10 protein-coding genes are annotated in these 15,912 nt (G+C 67.9%); 9 read left to right on the plus strand and 1 reads right to left on the minus strand.

The genetic code is table 11. The features are described from left to right. Nucleotides 1-16: 16 nt before the first annotated feature. Nucleotides 17-1,030 (minus strand): UDP-glucose 4-epimerase GalE, encoded by a 1,014-nt coding sequence (gene galE / locus ACWPKK_RS19875; RefSeq protein ID WP_452007516.1) that lies wholly within the window; start codon nt 1,028-1,030, stop codon nt 17-19. 561 nt (nt 1,031-1,591) lie between these two features. Between galE and ACWPKK_RS19880 the strand changes: the two genes are divergently transcribed. The 9 genes from ACWPKK_RS19880 to ACWPKK_RS19920 all read left to right on the plus strand — a co-directional run bounded on the left by ACWPKK_RS19880 (nt 1,592) and on the right by ACWPKK_RS19920 (nt 15,858). Beyond that, the gene (locus ACWPKK_RS19880) at nt 1,592-3,316 is read left to right on the plus strand and encodes a type I secretion system permease/ATPase (RefSeq protein ID WP_324870260.1); all 1,725 of its coding nucleotides are present in this window, start codon (nt 1,592-1,594) and stop codon (nt 3,314-3,316) included. Then, entirely contained in the window at nt 3,313-4,668 is a 1,356-nt protein-coding gene (locus ACWPKK_RS19885; RefSeq protein WP_452007518.1) for an HlyD family type I secretion periplasmic adaptor subunit, read from the plus strand. Before ACWPKK_RS19880 ends, ACWPKK_RS19885 begins: the two co-directional genes overlap by 4 nt. A gap of 678 nt (nt 4,669-5,346) precedes the next feature. Then, nucleotides 5,347-6,168: a calcium-binding protein gene (locus tag ACWPKK_RS19890; RefSeq protein ID WP_452007520.1), complete on the plus strand. Its 822-nt coding sequence runs from the start codon at nt 5,347-5,349 to the stop codon at nt 6,166-6,168. Nucleotides 6,169-6,323: 155 nt separating this feature from the next. After that, complete coding sequence (locus ACWPKK_RS19895) at nt 6,324-8,615, plus strand: glycosyltransferase (RefSeq protein ID WP_452007522.1); 2,292 nt, start codon at nt 6,324-6,326, stop codon at nt 8,613-8,615. Further along, nucleotides 8,612-9,439 (plus strand): class I SAM-dependent methyltransferase, encoded by an 828-nt coding sequence (locus ACWPKK_RS19900; RefSeq protein ID WP_452007524.1) that lies wholly within the window; start codon nt 8,612-8,614, stop codon nt 9,437-9,439. The genes ACWPKK_RS19895 and ACWPKK_RS19900 overlap by 4 nt, the downstream gene beginning before the upstream one ends. Beyond that, nucleotides 9,436-10,824, plus strand: coding sequence for a glycosyltransferase family 4 protein (locus ACWPKK_RS19905; RefSeq protein WP_452007526.1), 1,389 nt, complete (start codon nt 9,436-9,438; stop codon nt 10,822-10,824). The genes ACWPKK_RS19900 and ACWPKK_RS19905 overlap by 4 nt, the downstream gene beginning before the upstream one ends. Continuing rightward, a complete protein-coding gene (locus ACWPKK_RS19910; RefSeq protein ID WP_452007528.1) occupies nt 10,821-13,007 on the plus strand; it encodes a hypothetical protein in 2,187 nt (728 codons plus the stop codon). Before ACWPKK_RS19905 ends, ACWPKK_RS19910 begins: the two co-directional genes overlap by 4 nt. A gap of 153 nt (nt 13,008-13,160) precedes the next feature. After that, nucleotides 13,161-14,474 (plus strand): glycosyltransferase family 4 protein, encoded by a 1,314-nt coding sequence (locus tag ACWPKK_RS19915; RefSeq protein WP_324870253.1) that lies wholly within the window; start codon nt 13,161-13,163, stop codon nt 14,472-14,474. 196 nt (nt 14,475-14,670) lie between these two features. Beyond that, nucleotides 14,671-15,858 (plus strand): polysaccharide pyruvyl transferase family protein, encoded by a 1,188-nt coding sequence (locus tag ACWPKK_RS19920; protein WP_452007531.1) that lies wholly within the window; start codon nt 14,671-14,673, stop codon nt 15,856-15,858. Nucleotides 15,859-15,912 lie beyond the last annotated feature (54 nt).

Here is a 15,912-nt window from a genome sequence, read left to right on the forward strand (position 1 = left end):
CCTTCTCGCTTCTGCCTTATTCCGCCGCGGCGGCGAGGCCGCGGAAACCATGCGGGTGCGCGCTGCGCCAGGCCCAGGCGCCGGCGATGATGCTGTCCAGCTCCGGGAAGCGTGGCTGCCAGCCTAGATCGCGGCGGATCCGCTCCGACGAGGCGATCAGCACCGGCAGGTCGCCGGGGCGCCGCGGGCCGATCTTCACCGGCACCGTGCGCCCGGTGATGCGCTCGACCGACGAGATCACTTCGCGCACGCTGTAGCCGGTGCCGTTGCCGAGGTTGTAGCGGACCGACCGCTCATCCAGCGCGTTCAGCACCCGCAGATGGGCGTCGGCCAGATCGCAGACATGGATATAGTCGCGGATGCAGGTGCCGTCGCGCGTGTCATAATCGTCGCCGAAGATCTCGATGTGCGGACGCTTGCCGGTGGCGGCATCCATCACCAGCGGGATCAGGTGCGTCTCCGGGCTGTGATCCTCGCCCAGCTTTCCGTTGGGATGCGCCCCGGCGGCGTTGAAGTAGCGCAGGCAGGCGGAGCGCAGCCCGTGGCAGCGGTCGGCCCAATGCAGGGCGCGCTCGATCATGAACTTCGATTCGCCATAGGGGCTGCCGGGATCGATCGCCTCATCCTCGTCGATGGGGATCCGCTTGGGCGAACCGAACAGGTTGGCGGTGGAGGAGAAGACCAGCTTCATCACCCCGGCCTTCACCGCGGCGCGGATCAGGTTCAGCGAGGTGACGGTGTTGCCGTGCAGGTAGGCGTGCGGGTCGCGCATCGATTCGCCGACCACCGACAAGGCGGCGAAATGGAACACCGCGTCGAAACGCCACTCAGCGAAGACGCGGGCCAGCGCCGCCTCGTCGGCGAGGTCGGCCTGGACGAAGGCGGCCTCGGGCGGAACCGCCGCGATGTGACCCTGACGCAGATTGTCGAACACCACGACACGATGGCCATGGTCGAGAAGCTCCGCCACGCAATGGCTGCCGACATAGCCGGCGCCGCCTGTGACGAGGATGGTCTTCGGGGTCGTCATGGATCGGGTTTCCTTGAACCGGTCTCCGGGGAACCGGATTTCGGGCCGCAACCGGAAACGGGCGGCCTGCATGGTGGAAGGAAAGGGGGGCGGGGCAGGGGGCGGGGCAGGGGCCGGATGGGGGAGGTCCGACGCCCTGCGCAATTCATCGCGACGCAGCATGCACGATAACCGAGCGCTCTGACCAGATGGCTGGAAACCCCACGCAAAACGGCCTAATACCTTCGGTGAAGCGCCGGATTTCGCAGAAAAATCAACCATTTGCCGCCCAGTTTCCACCCCTTTTGCGGGAACTGGAAAGGGGTAGGACCCGAAACTTGTCACACGTCTCTAAAATGTCCCCGGTGTAAAGCTTGAGCGTGCCAAGTCCGCAGATGCTCCCCCCGCGTCCGGATCCGCCACGCATAGGCGACCGTTCCTTTATTGGACCGGCCGCACCCGGCGCCCCCCAGCCGGCTTCCTGTCCAGCGTCACGCCGCCGGCAGCTTTTTCCGTTTCCTCCGCCCTCACGAGTTCCAGCGCCGTCTTGATCGGCCAATCCTCCATCGGGAAGGATCGAAGATGAGTTCCGTGGATCGGCCCCTGCTGACCCAAGCCTACCGGAAGATCGGGCATGGCCTGCTGCTGGCCGGCATCCTCAGCCTGTTCGTCAATGTCCTGATGCTGGTGGTTCCGCTCTTCACCATGCAGGTCTACGACCGGGTGATGAGCAGCCGCAGCCTGGAAACGCTGACGATGCTGGCGATCATCGCGGTGGGGGCGCTGGCGCTGTACGGCGTGCTGGACTTCATCCGCGCCCGCGCCTTCCTGGTGACGAGCGCCGTCATCGCCCACCGCTTCAACGTGCCGGCGCTGGAGGCGTCCATCGTCGATGCGCTGTCCGGCGGGCCGCGCAATGCGGCGCAGACCATGCGCGACCTGAACGACCTGCGCGCCTTCATGACCAGCAGCGCCGTGACCGCACCGCTGGAGCTCATCTGGGCGCCGATCTTCCTGGTGATCCTGTTCCTGCTGCATCCGGTCTACGGCTTCCTCGCCATCGGCGCCGCGCTGGTCCTGCTGGTAATGGGCATTCTGACCGACGCGCTGACCCGGCGGCCGATGGCCGAGGCGAACGAGGCGTCGGCCCGCGTCTTCGCCGACATCGCCGGCACCGTCCGCCATGCCGAAGCCATCGAGGCGATGGGCATGCTGCCGGCGCTGGCGCGGCGCTGGCAGGCGGCGCAGAGCGGATCGGCCGGCATGATCGACCGCGGCGCCACCATGTCGCGCGGGCTGGCCGCGGCCTCCCGTTCGCTGCGGCTGATGCTGCAGGTCGGGGTGATCGCCGCCGGCGCCACGCTGGTGATCGACAATCTGGTGACCCCCGGCAGCATGATGGCGGCCGGCCTGATCACCGGTCGGCTGCTGCATCCCTTCGAACAGCTGGTGGACGGCTGGCGCCAATGGGTCAAGGCGCTGGAGGCGCACCGGCGCATCCGCGACCTGCTGAACAACGGAGCCTCAGCGCGCTCCACCATGCCGCTGCCGGCGCCGCAGGGGACGCTGGCGGTCGACCGCGTCAGCCATGTGCCGGCCGGCCTGAACCGCCCTGTGCTGCGCAACGTCTCCTTCTCCGCCGAGGCGGGGGAGGTGCTGGGCATCATCGGCCCGTCGGGTGCCGGCAAATCGACGCTGGCCCGCCTGCTCGTCGGCGTCTGGCAGCCGACCGCCGGCGGCATCTATCTGGACGGCACCAGCACCTATCTGTGGGAGCGCGAGAGCTTCGGCAAATATGTCGGCTATGTCCCGCAGTCGGTGGCGCTGCTCGACGGCACCATCGGCGAGAACATCGCCCGCATGGCCAGCGCCGATCCGGCGGAGATCGTCCGCGCCGCGCGGCTGGCCGGCGTGCACGAGATGATCGGGCGCCTGCCCTTCGGCTACGACACGCCGGTGGGTGAGAGCGCCTTTTCCCTGTCCGGCGGCCAGCGGCAGCGCATCGCGCTGGCCCGCGCCTTGTTCGGCCGGCCGCGGCTGCTTGTGCTGGACGAGCCCAATTCCAACCTCGACCATGAGGGCGAGCAGGCCCTGCTGAACGCCGTTCACAAGGTGAAGGCCGAGGGCACCACCGTGGTGATGATCGCCCACCGCCCCTCCATCGTCGCGGTGGCCGACAAGCTGGTGGTGATGAAGGAGGGCGTCGTCGAGCATTTCGGCGCCCGCGCCGATGTCCTGAAACTGGTGCAGCCGGGCGGCGTCCCCGCCGGCGTGACCCGCCTCGTCCGCAGCGGAGAGCAACGATGACCAGCGAAACGCCAGCATTGACGACCCCGACGGTCTGGACGGCGACCATCGACGTGGATCCTGCCGAACCGTCGCTGCGCAACACCGCGCTGGCCGGAGCGCTGGCCGTGCTGGTCGGCTTCGGCGGCTTCCTGACCTGGGGCTTCACCGCCAGCCTGGACAGCGCGGCGCTCGCCGCCGGGACGGTTATGGTGGAAAGCCACCGCAAGACCGTCTCCCATCTGGAAGGCGGCATCCTGCGCGACCTGTTGGTCAAGGACGGCGACCTCGTGCGGGCGGGGCAGGTGCTGCTGCGGATGGATTCGACGCAGAGCCAGGCGGTGGTGTCGCAGCTGCAAGGCCAATACTGGACGGCGCTGGCCCGGCTCGGCCGGCTGCGGGCCGAACAGTCCGATGGTCTGAAGCCGCTGTTCAGCGAGGAGCTGGTGAAGGCGGCGCGCGACAACCCGGTCGCGGCGGAGGCGATGTCGGTCGAGGAGAGGTTGTTCCGCTCCAGGCTGGACAGTCACGAGGCGCAGTTGGGCATCCAGCGCCGGCAGATCTCCCAGCTGCGGGACGAGATCGCGGCGCTGGAATCCCAGCGCGTCGCCACCGCCGACCGGCTGCGCTACACCCGGGACGAATTGCAGGTGGTGCAGGGGCTGCTGGCGAAGGGGTATGAGCGCAAGCCGCGCATGCTGGAGCTTCAGCGCAACGTCGCCGATTCCGAAGGGCGGCTGGGCGAGCTGATGGCGAACAAGTCCAAGGCCGAACAAGCCATCGCGGCGGCCGAACTGACCATGATCAATCTCGGCAACACCCGCCGGTCGGAGGTGGCGGTCGATCTGCAGACGGCCCAGGCCAGCGTTTCCGACCTGTCGGAACGGTTGCGCAGTGCAGACGACATCCTGTTGCGCCAAGCGATCACCGCGCCGCAGGCGGGGCGCGTGACGGGCCTGCGCTTCTTCACGTCCGGCGGCGTCATTCCGGCCGGTGCCGGCATCCTCGACATCGTGCCGCAGGACGACGCCATGATCGTGGAGGCCCGCGTCTCCCCCCATGACGTGCAGAATGTGGAGGTCGGCAGCAAGGCGATGGTGAAGCTGACCGGCTATCGCCAGCGTGCGGTGCCGCCGGTGGCAGGGCAGGTGGTGTCCCTGTCTGCCGACCAACTGCAGGACGAGCGCACCGGCGCCTTCTATTTCGCTGCCCGGATCAGCATGGATGCGGCGGAATTGAAGGCACTGCCGGACGTCGATCTTCATCCCGGCATGCCGGCCGAAGTCATGATCCATGGCCATGCCCGCCGCGCCATCGACTATTTCATGACACCGCTGACGGATGGGATGCAGCGGGCCTTCCGAGAGAAATAGACGGCCGAGAGAAATAGACGGCCCGAGTGAAATAGACGGCACGCCCGTCCCCCCGGCCCTCCCCCGTTCGGGCCGGTGCGGGCTGGGGCCGCCGGCATGTGGGTCCATCCCCCGCAAGCGGTCCCGTGAAAGGGCCGGCGCCCCCCACGCCGGCCCTTTTGCCCTTCCGGGTCAGTTCCATGACGCTTTTACTGTGCCGAAATTCACCGTTACTTGCATACTTGAGTATTGCGCCGAGGACATCCTCGGATGGGAAAGGCATCTCCCGCGTCCGCCCGGGATGATGACCGGCCATCGAATCCACCGGCTCACCGACCCTGTGGCATTAAGTGGGTGAACTGATTTTTAAAAACTATCTCTTAACCAAGAAAACTTTTCATGGTGATCCCGAGGGTTCGCGGCAATCCGGAGTTTGGAAGTGAGTCTGACCAACGTTTTTAAAATGGGAACTGCTTAGAAATTCGAAGCAATTCAGACTAACTCTCTTTTTGAAAATATAGACAATGCGTTGTTCTGTGAGATTCTTCTGTTCCGACTCAACTTTTTCTTCCCACAGCCCATCTTTTATCACACTATCCCCCCGATAGATTTGGTTACACCGAAAGGCGAGCTCAGCCTTTCGAGCGAGGCCGAAAGACGGCCCAAAAATTCCAATCACATCGCAAGGAGATACCTACGATGGCTACGGTTCCTGGGGGCAGCTACGACGATGTGAAGGTCGGCGGCAATCACGCCGATCTTCTCGATGGCGGGCAGGGTAACGATCTGTTGCTGGGGGGCAACGGCGCGGACACCCTGCTCGGTGGCGCTGGACACGATGCTCTGTTCGGGGGGAACGGGCAGGACGTGATCCATGGCGGCACTTCGGCGGATATGCTGCTGGGGGGTAATGGCAACGATATCATCGACGGCGGTTCGGGCGACGACATCATCCTGGGGGGGGGTGGTGACGACGTTCTGATCGGCGGTGCCGGTCGCGACGTGCTGGACGGCGGCGCCGGCGACGACGTGCTGTCCGGGGGGGACGGCAACGACGTGCTGACGGGCGGCAAGGGTGACGACATCCTGACCGGCGGCGGCCACGACGACATCCTCGACGGCGGCAAGGGCGACGACATCCTGCGCGGCGGCACCGGCAACGACGTGCTGAACGGCGGCGACGGCGACGACATGCTGTTCGGCGACGAAGGCAACGATCGCCTGGAAGGCGGCAAGGGCGACGATCTGCTGTCCGGCGGCGCCGGCCACGACGTCTTCATCTTCTCCGGCGGCGGCGGCCAGGACGTGGTCCTGGACTTCAAGGCCGGCGAGGACGTCCTGCAGATCTCCCGCAACATCAACGGTTTGAAGGTGAACGACGCCGCCGATCTGGCCGCCCGCGTCACCGACCAGCATGGCGATGCCGTGATCGACCTCGGCCATGGCGACAGCATCACGCTGAAGGGTGTCTCCGCTGCGGACATCCACAACCACCCGAACGACTTCTTCGTCATCCACTAACCGGGCACTGATCGTCCGCTGCTTCTTTGAGCAGTGAATGAAAGGGACGGACCGGTGGTGTCAAAGCCGCCGCCGGTCCTCCTTTGCCCGAAATCAGCACTTCCGAAGTTCAAACCCCTGACTTTCAAACCATCGACGCTGCCGGAATCCAATCCATGACCGTCATCGCCGTCCTGCCGAATTCGGTGTCGATCGCCCCCGCGCAACGTCTGGCGCTGGGCCGCCGCTTCCTCCTCGTCTCCTGGACGATGGATGGGACGATGGATGGCGCGGCCGATGTCGTCGGCCCGATCACGCCGAGCGTCGACGGCGAACCGGTGCGTCCGCCCTTCACCACGCTGACCATCGACAGCGGCTGGGGCGCCCGGCGCGTCCTGTCGATCCTGCCGGCACCGCGCGACCCGCGGATGCCCATCCATTTCATCGCCAACAACCGCGTGATCGCCGAGCTTCGCACAGAATCCGGCGCCGCCGACCTTGACCCCGCCGGGCTGCTGGGCAGCCTGGATGGTGCCGGCCGCTTGCGGGTTCTGCGTTTCCTGTTCGATTTCGCCAGCTCCACCCCGGCGCTTCGCCGCGACGCCGCCTTCGCTTCGCTGTGCCGCCGCCTGGTGCTGGACCGTGCGGCGGAGCCGGCGATGCTGGCGGTCCGCGCGACGGCGGGCGGCGACCTTCTGCTGTGCGCCGGTGCTCTGTCTGGCCGCTTCGGCGCCATCACCGGTCTGGTGGTTCTGTCCGCGAAAGCGGTGGCACGGGCGCCGTTCGATGCCTGCATCGGCCCCGATCCGGCCGGCAGGGGGCGCATCGCCTTCGACCTGCTGATGGATCGCGAACTGTGTGCGCCGGGCAACCTGCTGGTGGTGCTGGGCGCCAACGGCGTCGCCTGCCGCCGCTTCCCGGAGGAGCCCGCCGGTCTGCCGACCCTGACCGACCGGCTGAACGCCCGTCCTGACACGCCAGCAACCCTCCGTCACTACCTGCTCTCCTGCCTCGCCAAGCGTGGCCGCAACGATGCGTCCGCCGCGTCGGCGGTCAGCGAGTTGCAGGCGCTGGCCCCGCTGCCGCGCCGGCAGGCCGCCGACGCCAAGCGGCCGATCGGCGCCTCGCTCGACCTGGCGGTTCCCACGGCCGACGGCGGGCTGTTCCTGGCGGGCTGGCTGCATGACCCGCATGGTCTGGCGGCGGAGCTGGTGGTACGCACCCCCTTCGGCGGCGAACGCCGGGTGGATCGCTTCACCAACCGCTTCCCGCGCGAAGATGTGGCCAAGCTCTACGGCAACACCGGCCTCGACCGCAGTGGCTTCGTCCTGCATCTGCCGGGCAATCCCGAACCGGCGGAGGCGCTTCAGGTGACGGCGGAGTTTCGGCTGGCGTCGGGCGGCGCGCTGCGCCTCGTCCCGCCGCCGCGTCCGCGCGCCGATGCCGACGCCCGCGCCGCCGTGCTGGGCAGCCTGCCGCCCCGCTTCGCCACGCCGGAGCTGCTGGAGACCGTCATTGGTCCGGCCGTCGCCCCGCTGCATGCCGCCCATCTCGCCACCCGCGGCGAGCCGGAACTGGTCGTCTATGGCGAGCGCAAGGCCAAGCCCGCGGTGTCGGTCATCATCCCGCTCTACCGCACGCTGGAGTTCCTGCGCTTCCAGATCGCGTGCTTCGCCACTGATCCGGCGATGGCCGATGCCGAACTGGTCTTCGTGCTCGACAGCCCGGAGCAGCGCGACGAGGTGGTGCATCTGCTGCGCGGCTTCCACGGCCTCTACGGCCTGCCGATGCTGCTGCTGGTGCAGAGCGCCAATTACGGCTATTCCGCCGCCAACAATGCCGGCGTCGCGGTGGCCCGCGCCAACCGCCTGCTGCTGCTCAACTCCGACGTGGTGCCCGACCGCGCCGGCTGGCTGCCGCAGCTGGTCGCGGCGCTGGAGAAACGTCCGGGCATCGGCGCGGTCGGCCCGAAGCTGTTGTTCGACGACGACAGCCTTCAGCATGCCGGGCTCTATTTCGACCGCGATCTGCAGGGCGCCTGGTACAACCACCATTACTTCAAGGGCCTGCCGCGCGACTTCGCCGCCGCCTGCCGTCCGCGCTCCGTTCCGGGCGTCACCGGCGCCTGCCTGCTGACCACGCGCGCCGCCTACACCGCCGCCGGCGGCTTTTGCGAAGACTACATCATCGGCGACTTCGAGGATTCGGACCTCTGCCTGCGCATCCGCGGTCAGGGTCTCGACATCCGCTATGCCCCGTCGGTCGAGCTGTACCATCTGGAACGCCGCTCAATCGGCCGGCACCAGGGCTACACCCGGGGAGTCGCCTCCGAATACAACCGCTGGCTCCATGGCCGCCGCTGGGCCGACCGCATGGCCGAGCTGATGGCGCGCGACTGGTACGCCGACGACGAGGCGCAGCCGTCCAAGACAGGCCGCGCCCGCAAGACCGCACAGGTGACCCGATGAATGCGCTTCTGCCGACCCCGCAGCTTGCCGTCCTGCGCCGCCAAACCGATCCGCGGCTGGAATGGCTCTGTGCCCAGATCGCGCGCAACCGCTTCCTGCCGGTGCCGCCGCCCGAGCTGCATTTCATCGGTGATGGTGATTTCCGCGCCATCGGGGCGGAGTTCCTGCGCCATTTCGTCCGGCTGGGCGGCCTGCGTCCCGACCACAAGGTGCTGGAGATCGGCTGCGGCGTCGGCCGCATGGCGCTGCCGCTGACCCAGTATCTGGATTCGTCCTACGACGGCATCGACATCGTGCTGGACGGCATTCGCTGGTGCGCGTCGACCATCACGCCGGCCTATCCGGAGTTCCGCTTCCACCATCTCGACGTCGCCAATGGCCTGTACAATCCCGACGGCCGGATCGAGGGGGAGACGGCGACGCTGCCCTTCAAGGCGGCGGCTTACGACTTCGTCATCCTGACCTCGGTCATCACCCACCTGCGCACGGCCGACACCGAGCGCTATGCGGCGGAGATCGCGCGGGTGCTGAAGCCGGGCGGGCGCTGCTTCCTCAGCCTGTTCCTGGCCGACGCCACCGCGCGCGCCGGCATCGCCAAGGGCACCGCCCGCCCGCCATTCCGGGACGTGCCGGGAGTCGAGCTGCTGGCCGATCCGGAGCATCCCAACGCCGCCGTCGCCTATGACGAGGAGTTCCTGCTCGGCCGCTTCGCCGCCCATGGCTTGCGTCCCGCCCGCGCCGTGATGCGCGGCCATTGGAGCGGCCAGCGAGAGGCCGAGAATTTCCAGGATCTGGTGGTTCTGGAGAAGGGGGCTGTGCCATGAGCCGGCGCCGTCTCCCTCTTCTCCCCGCCAATCAAGCCGCCCGTCCAGCCCCGCGCCAGCCGTCCCGCCCGCTGGTGGCCTCCCGGCCGCCGCGGGTGCTGCTGATTGCGCACAACCATCCGAGCCTGCATCCCGGCGGCACCGAGATCTTCGCGCATGAGCTGTTCGGCGGCCTGAAGGCAGCGGGGGCGGAGTGCCTGTTCCTGGCCTGCACCAACGACACCCACCGTGCGCCGCGTCCCGGCACCGGATTCCAGACGCTGGGCCGCAGCGCCGACGAGGTGCTGCTGTGGGCCGGTCATTTCGACCATTTCCACCAGAGCCAGATCGACCTGCACGGGCTGGTCCCCGACCTGTCCAACCTGCTGCGCGCCTTCCGGCCGGACATCGTGCACGTGCATCACACGCTGCTGCTGGGCGTGGAGATGCTGTTCCTGATCCGCCGCGTCTGCCCGGCTGCGAAGATCGTCTACACGCTGCACGACTATTACCCGATCTGCGCCAATGACGGGCAGATGGTTACCCCGCCGCGTGGCGAGGGTGGAGCACGCGCGCTCTGCAGCAAGGCGTCGCCGGATGCCTGCCACCGCTGCTTCCCCGACCGGCCGGCCGACCAGTTCCTGCTGCGCGAAAAGCACATCAAGGCGATGTTCGGGCTGGTCGACCGTTTCCTGGCGCCCAGCCGCTTCCTGCGCGACCGCTATGTCGCCTGGGGCCTGGACCCCAACCGAATCGAGGTGATGGCGAACAGCCGCCCCGCCGTGGATCCTGCCCCGGCCCGCGACCTCGCTCCCGGTGCGGTGCGCGACGCCTTCGCCTATTTCGGCAACTTGAACCCGTTCAAGGGCGTCACCGTGGCGCTGGACGCCGTCGCCCGCATGGCGCGCCAGGGCCTGTCCCCGTCGCTTGCCGTCCATGGCGGCAGCCTGTATCAGGCGCCGGAGTTCCGCCAGCGGGTGGCAGACGGTTTCGACGCGACGCGCAGCCTCGCCACCGCCCACGGCCCCTACCGGCCGCAGGAGATGCCGGCGCTGATGGCCGCCGCCGACTGGGTGGTGATGCCGTCGATCTGGTGGGAGAACGCGCCCCTGGTGATCCAGGAAGCCTTCCAGCACCGCCGCCCGGTCATCGTCAGCGGCATCGGCGGCATGGCGGAGGCGGTGCGCGACGGTGTCGACGGCCTGCATGTCCGCCCCAACGACCCGGCCGACCTCGCCCGCGTCATGACCCGCGCCATGACCGAACCCGATCTGTGGGACCGGCTGTCGGCCAACATCCCCGCCGTCCGTCCGACGGAGGAGGCCGCGTCGCTCCACCTCGCCCTCTACGGCGAACTTCTGTCTCCGGCACCCGCCGCTCTCAACCAGGGGAACCGCACCCGATGAAGGACCGCAGCACCAAGGCCGACATCACCGCCGCCGTCCTGCTGGACGAGGACACGCTGATGCTGTTCGGGGCCATCGACCAGCCCCTGCCGGCCGACAGCGTGGTGATGCTGGACGGCATGCTCGACGGGCGTTTCCGTGGCGGCTGCTGGACCGACGAAGCGGGGGAGCGCTGGTTCCTGGGCGCCATCCGCGTCACCGGGCTCGCCCACATGCGCCCGTCGCGCATCGAGATCGAGGATGCGCAGGGCAAGCACCTGCTTCTGCCGCGCCTGTCCAACGTCCGCACCAACCCCGCCCATCTGGTCGCGGCATTGCGCGAGGTGCAGCCGCAGTCGCTCGACACCGCGCTGGATGTCGCCGTGACCCTGCTGTCCGGGTTGGAGACGGGCGAGGGCGAAGCCGACCGCCGCACCCGGCTGCTGGCCGGTCTGGCGCAGGAGGCCTCCCGTCCCGATGGCTTCGCCGAGGTGCTGGGCCGCTTCCGCGACGGCGCGCTGATGGTGCAGGGCTGGTCGCACGGCTTCCCGGCCGGCGCCGCCCATGTGCTGGTCGAGGCCGACGATCTGCGCGCCCATGCCAGCGCCGCCGCCCCCTTCCATCGTCCGGACCTGCCCGACGATGCCGCCGGCCTGCTGACGGTGCTGGAAGGGCCGGTGGCATCCCCCGACACCATTCGCCGCATTCATTTCCGTTCCGCCGACGGCTGGCGCCATCTGGCGATCTTCCAGCATCGGCAGCTTCTGGCCGACGGCGTCGCCTCCGCCCATGCCCGCGACATGCTGGGCCATCTGCAGGGCGATGCCGCCCGCCGCGGTGTCGCCGCCGCCATCGCCGCCCGCTACAACGGGGTGGAGACGGTGTCGCAACTGCAGTTGCCGGTCCGCATGGGGCTGGACATGGCGGTGCGGGTGCCGGGCGCCGGGCTGTTCGTCTGCGGCTGGCTGCTCGACCCCACCGGCTCGGTGCGGGCGGTGACGGTCAAGGGCGGCGGCCTGACGGCGCGGCTGGACCAGGATTGGTCGCGGCTGGGCCGCAAGGACGTTTCCGACGCCTTCGCCCATGACCCGCTGTTCGCCGGCCGCATGGTTCCGGGCAACGACGCCCACGGCTTCACCGCCTTCGCCCGGGAGCCGGCCGGTATCTCAGTCGACGCCGAGTTCCATCTGGAACTGGCTCTCGCCGACGGCATCGCCTTCCTGCCGCTGCCCTGCCAGCCGCCGACCGGCGAGGCGCTGCGCCGCATGCTGGGGTCGGTCAATCCGGACAGCCCCTCCATCGACCGCGTCGTCGCCACCCACCTGGGGCCGATGCTGCGCAGCGCGGCGTCGGGCCGAGCGGCGCCGTCCTCCGTCCTGCACCCGATGGGCCGCGCGCTCAAGAGCCCGCGCGTGTCGGTGATCCTGCCGGTCTGCGACGGGCGCGAGGATGTCGACCTGAACCTTGCCCGCATGGCGAACGACCCGCATTTCGCCGAGGCGGAGATCCTGGTGGTGGCCGGCGCCGGCACCCATGAGCGGCTGGCCGGCATGGTCCGGCAGGCCGCCGGCTTCTACCGCCTGGCGGTCGGCTTCGTCGCCGCACCCACGGCATCCGACCCGTTCGAAGCGGTGGCGGCGGCCCTGCCGCATGTTCGTGCCGACCGTGTCCTTCTGCTGTCCCCCTCGGTTCTGCCGACCGAACGCGGCTGGCTGTCGGCGCTGGAACGGGCGATCCGCAAGCCGAATGCCGTGGGCTCCGCCGCGCTCGCGCCGGTGATGGCCAGCCCGACCCTGCTGTACGAGGACCACTCGATCCGCTTCGCCGGCATCGTCGCGGTCGAAGGGCCGGGCGGCACGGTCACCTACGAGCGCCGCTTCGCCGGCTATCCGCGCGACTGGCTGAAGGAGCAGGAAGCGTCGGCGGTGGATGCCGCGTCGGCCGATTGCGCCCTGCTGCCGCGCGAGCTGCTGGTGCGGGCGATGGCCGACGGCGGCCGCTATCTGGCGCCGGAGCCGAAGGGGCTGGACCTGTGCCTGAGGGTGCGGGCGGCCGGCGGCTCCTGCCTGTGGTTGCCGAAGGTCCGGCTGGTGGCGGTCGACGAACAGTCCCGCCACACCCGCGACCCCCGGCTGGAACGCATGAGCGCGCTGGTCGACGAATGGAGCTTCGCCGAGCGCTGGAAGGCGTCGATTGCGGCTTAGTGCTTTGCCCCCACCCTAACCCTCCCCCGCTTCGCAGGGGAGGGGACTCCGCCGCCCTTGCACTAAACTCCCTCCCCCGCCCAGCGGGGGAGGGTCGGGGTGGGGGCAAGCGACACAACCACTTCACCCCCGCTTAGAACGAACGGTCACCCGATGAGCAAGACCAAGCGCGCGCTGATCATCAGCCATGGCCACCCCTCCTTCTCGCTGGGCGGGGGTGAGGTCGCCTCCTACAACCTGCACAACGGCCTGCACGACCTGCCGGGCTGGGAAAGCCATTATCTGGCCCGCGTGGCGCCGCCCATCGCCCAGCATCGCGGTTCCGCCCTGATGGCGCTCCGCCAGAAGGAGCGGGAGGTGCTGTATTATGCCAACGAATACGACCATTTCCGCCTGTCCAACCGCAACCTGCCCGGTTTGGAGAAGGACTTCGTCCGCTATGTCCGCGACCTTCAGCCGGACGTGGTGAACTTCCACCATTTCCTGGGGCTGGGCATCGAGACGATCCAGGCGGTGCGTCAGGCGCTGCCGCGCGTGCCCATCGTGGTCACGCTGCATGAATACCTGTCGATCTGCCATCACCACGGCCAGATGGTGAAGACCAGCCGCAACACGCTGTGCTACCGCGCCAGCCCGGCCGACTGCGCCGGCTGCTTCCCGCACATCGGCGAGGCGGAGTTCTTCAAGCGCGAGCTGTTCCTGAAGACCTTCCTGGAGCAGGCGGACTTCTACGTCAGCCCGTCGAACTTCCTGATCGACCGCTATGTCGACTGGGGGCTGCCGCGCGAGAAGTTCCGGATGATCGAGAACGGCCTGACCATCGAGGGCATCGCCCCGCCGCGCCCGGTCACCCGCGCCGGCAAGCGCAACCGCTTCGCCTTCTTCGGCCAGCTGACCGAATTCAAGGGCGCGCACCTGCTGGTGGAGGCGGTGTCCCGCATCTCAGAAAAGGCCTGGGGCGAGGACGGCGCGCTGATGATCTTCGGCGGCAACCTGGAACGCCAGCCGGAAGCCTACCAGAAGCGCTTCAACGACGCGGTGGAGAAGGCCGGCGACCGGGTGCGCTTCTACGGCAGCTACCGCTCGGCCGAACTGCCGGGCCTGATGAAGGACGTCGACTGGATGATCATCCCGTCGATCTGGTGGGAGAACTCCCCCGTCGTCATCCAGGAGGCCTTCCTGCACGGCCGTCCGATCATCGCCAGCAACATCGGCGGCATGGCGGAGAAGGTGACCCACGGCGTCGATGGCCTGCATTTCCGCAACGGCAGCGTCGAGGATCTGGTGGACCGCATGACCGAGGCGCTGACCTCGCCCGACCTGTGGGACCGCCTGCGCCTGCGCATCCGCCGCCCGATCGACCGCGCCGAATGCGCGCGCCAGCATGCGGAGGTGTTCGACGCGCTGCTGGCCGCCGGCGGTGCGGCGCCCTCCATTCCCGAACGGGCGGTGGCGCAGCGGTCCTGATAGGAAAGAATGGGATAGCCTGTGATATTTTCGAAGTCGCAGAATAATTCATTCCATCCTTCACAGAATAAATTGGTATGGTTGGAATGAAAGCCGCGGGGCCTTCCATTCAGGTCCTGTGCGCCGATTCGAATTCGCCCGGCGACGATCCGGGTGCCATCCACCCCTATTGCCGCCCAACCCAGGGAGTGCCGCCGTGGCCAACATCCTCGTCATGATTCCGTCGGGCGAAGTCTATGATCACGACTGCGTGCGTTGGTACAGCTACCAGGACATTCAGCGCAGCATCGACCATTACCACAACATCGGCGACGCGTTCGTTTTCGACTCTTCGTTGAAGCTGCTGACCTACGACAAGCTCGACGTGCTGGAAATCCGCGAGTTCCGGCAGGAGGCTGTCGACCGGATCAACGCCGAGTATGATTACGTCTTCCTGCGCGGCAGCAACTACATCCACGATTCGATGGAATGGCCGGCGGCGACCATCCAGGTGCTGACGAAACTGCGCATCCCCGTCATCGCCTTCGGCGTCGGCGCCCAGGCGCCGGCCACCGGCAAGCTGACGCTGAGCGAGGAAAGCAAGCGCATCTGGCGGATGATCGCCGACAAGTCGACGACGCTGGGCGTGCGCGGCACCTATACCGCCGAAGTGCTGTGGGACCTGGGCATCAAGAACACCCGCATCGTCGGCTGCCCGACCGCCTTCCGCAACCGCGATCCGGAACTGCGCATCGACCTGCCGGCTCTCGACAGCGTGCGCAAGGTCGGCATCACCATGCGCCGCGAGGTGTCCAAGCACTATTCGCCGGACGTGCGGAAGTATCTGGAGCGCCACCGCGATTTCGTGAAGGACATCTCCCGCCGCTTCGACACGGTCCTGATGATGCAGGGCGAGGTCGAGGAGAAGAAGCTGCTGTGGGGCACCGAGGAACAGAAGGCGGAGGCCTGGACGCATCTGCATGACAGCGCGTGGTTGAAGCAGTGGTATTTCGACGACGAGATGGATGCGCTGTACCGCGAGCGCCTGTGGTACTCGGACGTCGTCGCCGACTACGAGAACCTGGTGCGGTCGAAGGACCTCGTGCTGGGCTATCGCCTGCACGGCAACCTGATGGCCCTGTCGAACGCCACGCCGTCGATTTACTTCAGCTATGACAGCCGTACGGCGGAGTTCGCGGAGACCTTCGCGATCCCCTGCTACAACGTCTATTCGGACAAGCCCTTCGTCCTCGAGGAATATTGGGACCAGAGCCTGTTCGAGAAGTTCAACCGCACCTACTACCAGCGCTATCGCGACATGCGGGAATTCCTGGACGAGAACTACGTCCCCCACCGCATGCCGAGCCACACCCTGCGCCGCACGACCGACCGCAAGGCGGCGTGAGAACTCTGTTCATCCCCTCTCCCCCCGGGGAGAGGGTTAGGGTGAGGGGGATGC

This window comes from Azospirillum largimobile, assembly GCF_977007025.2.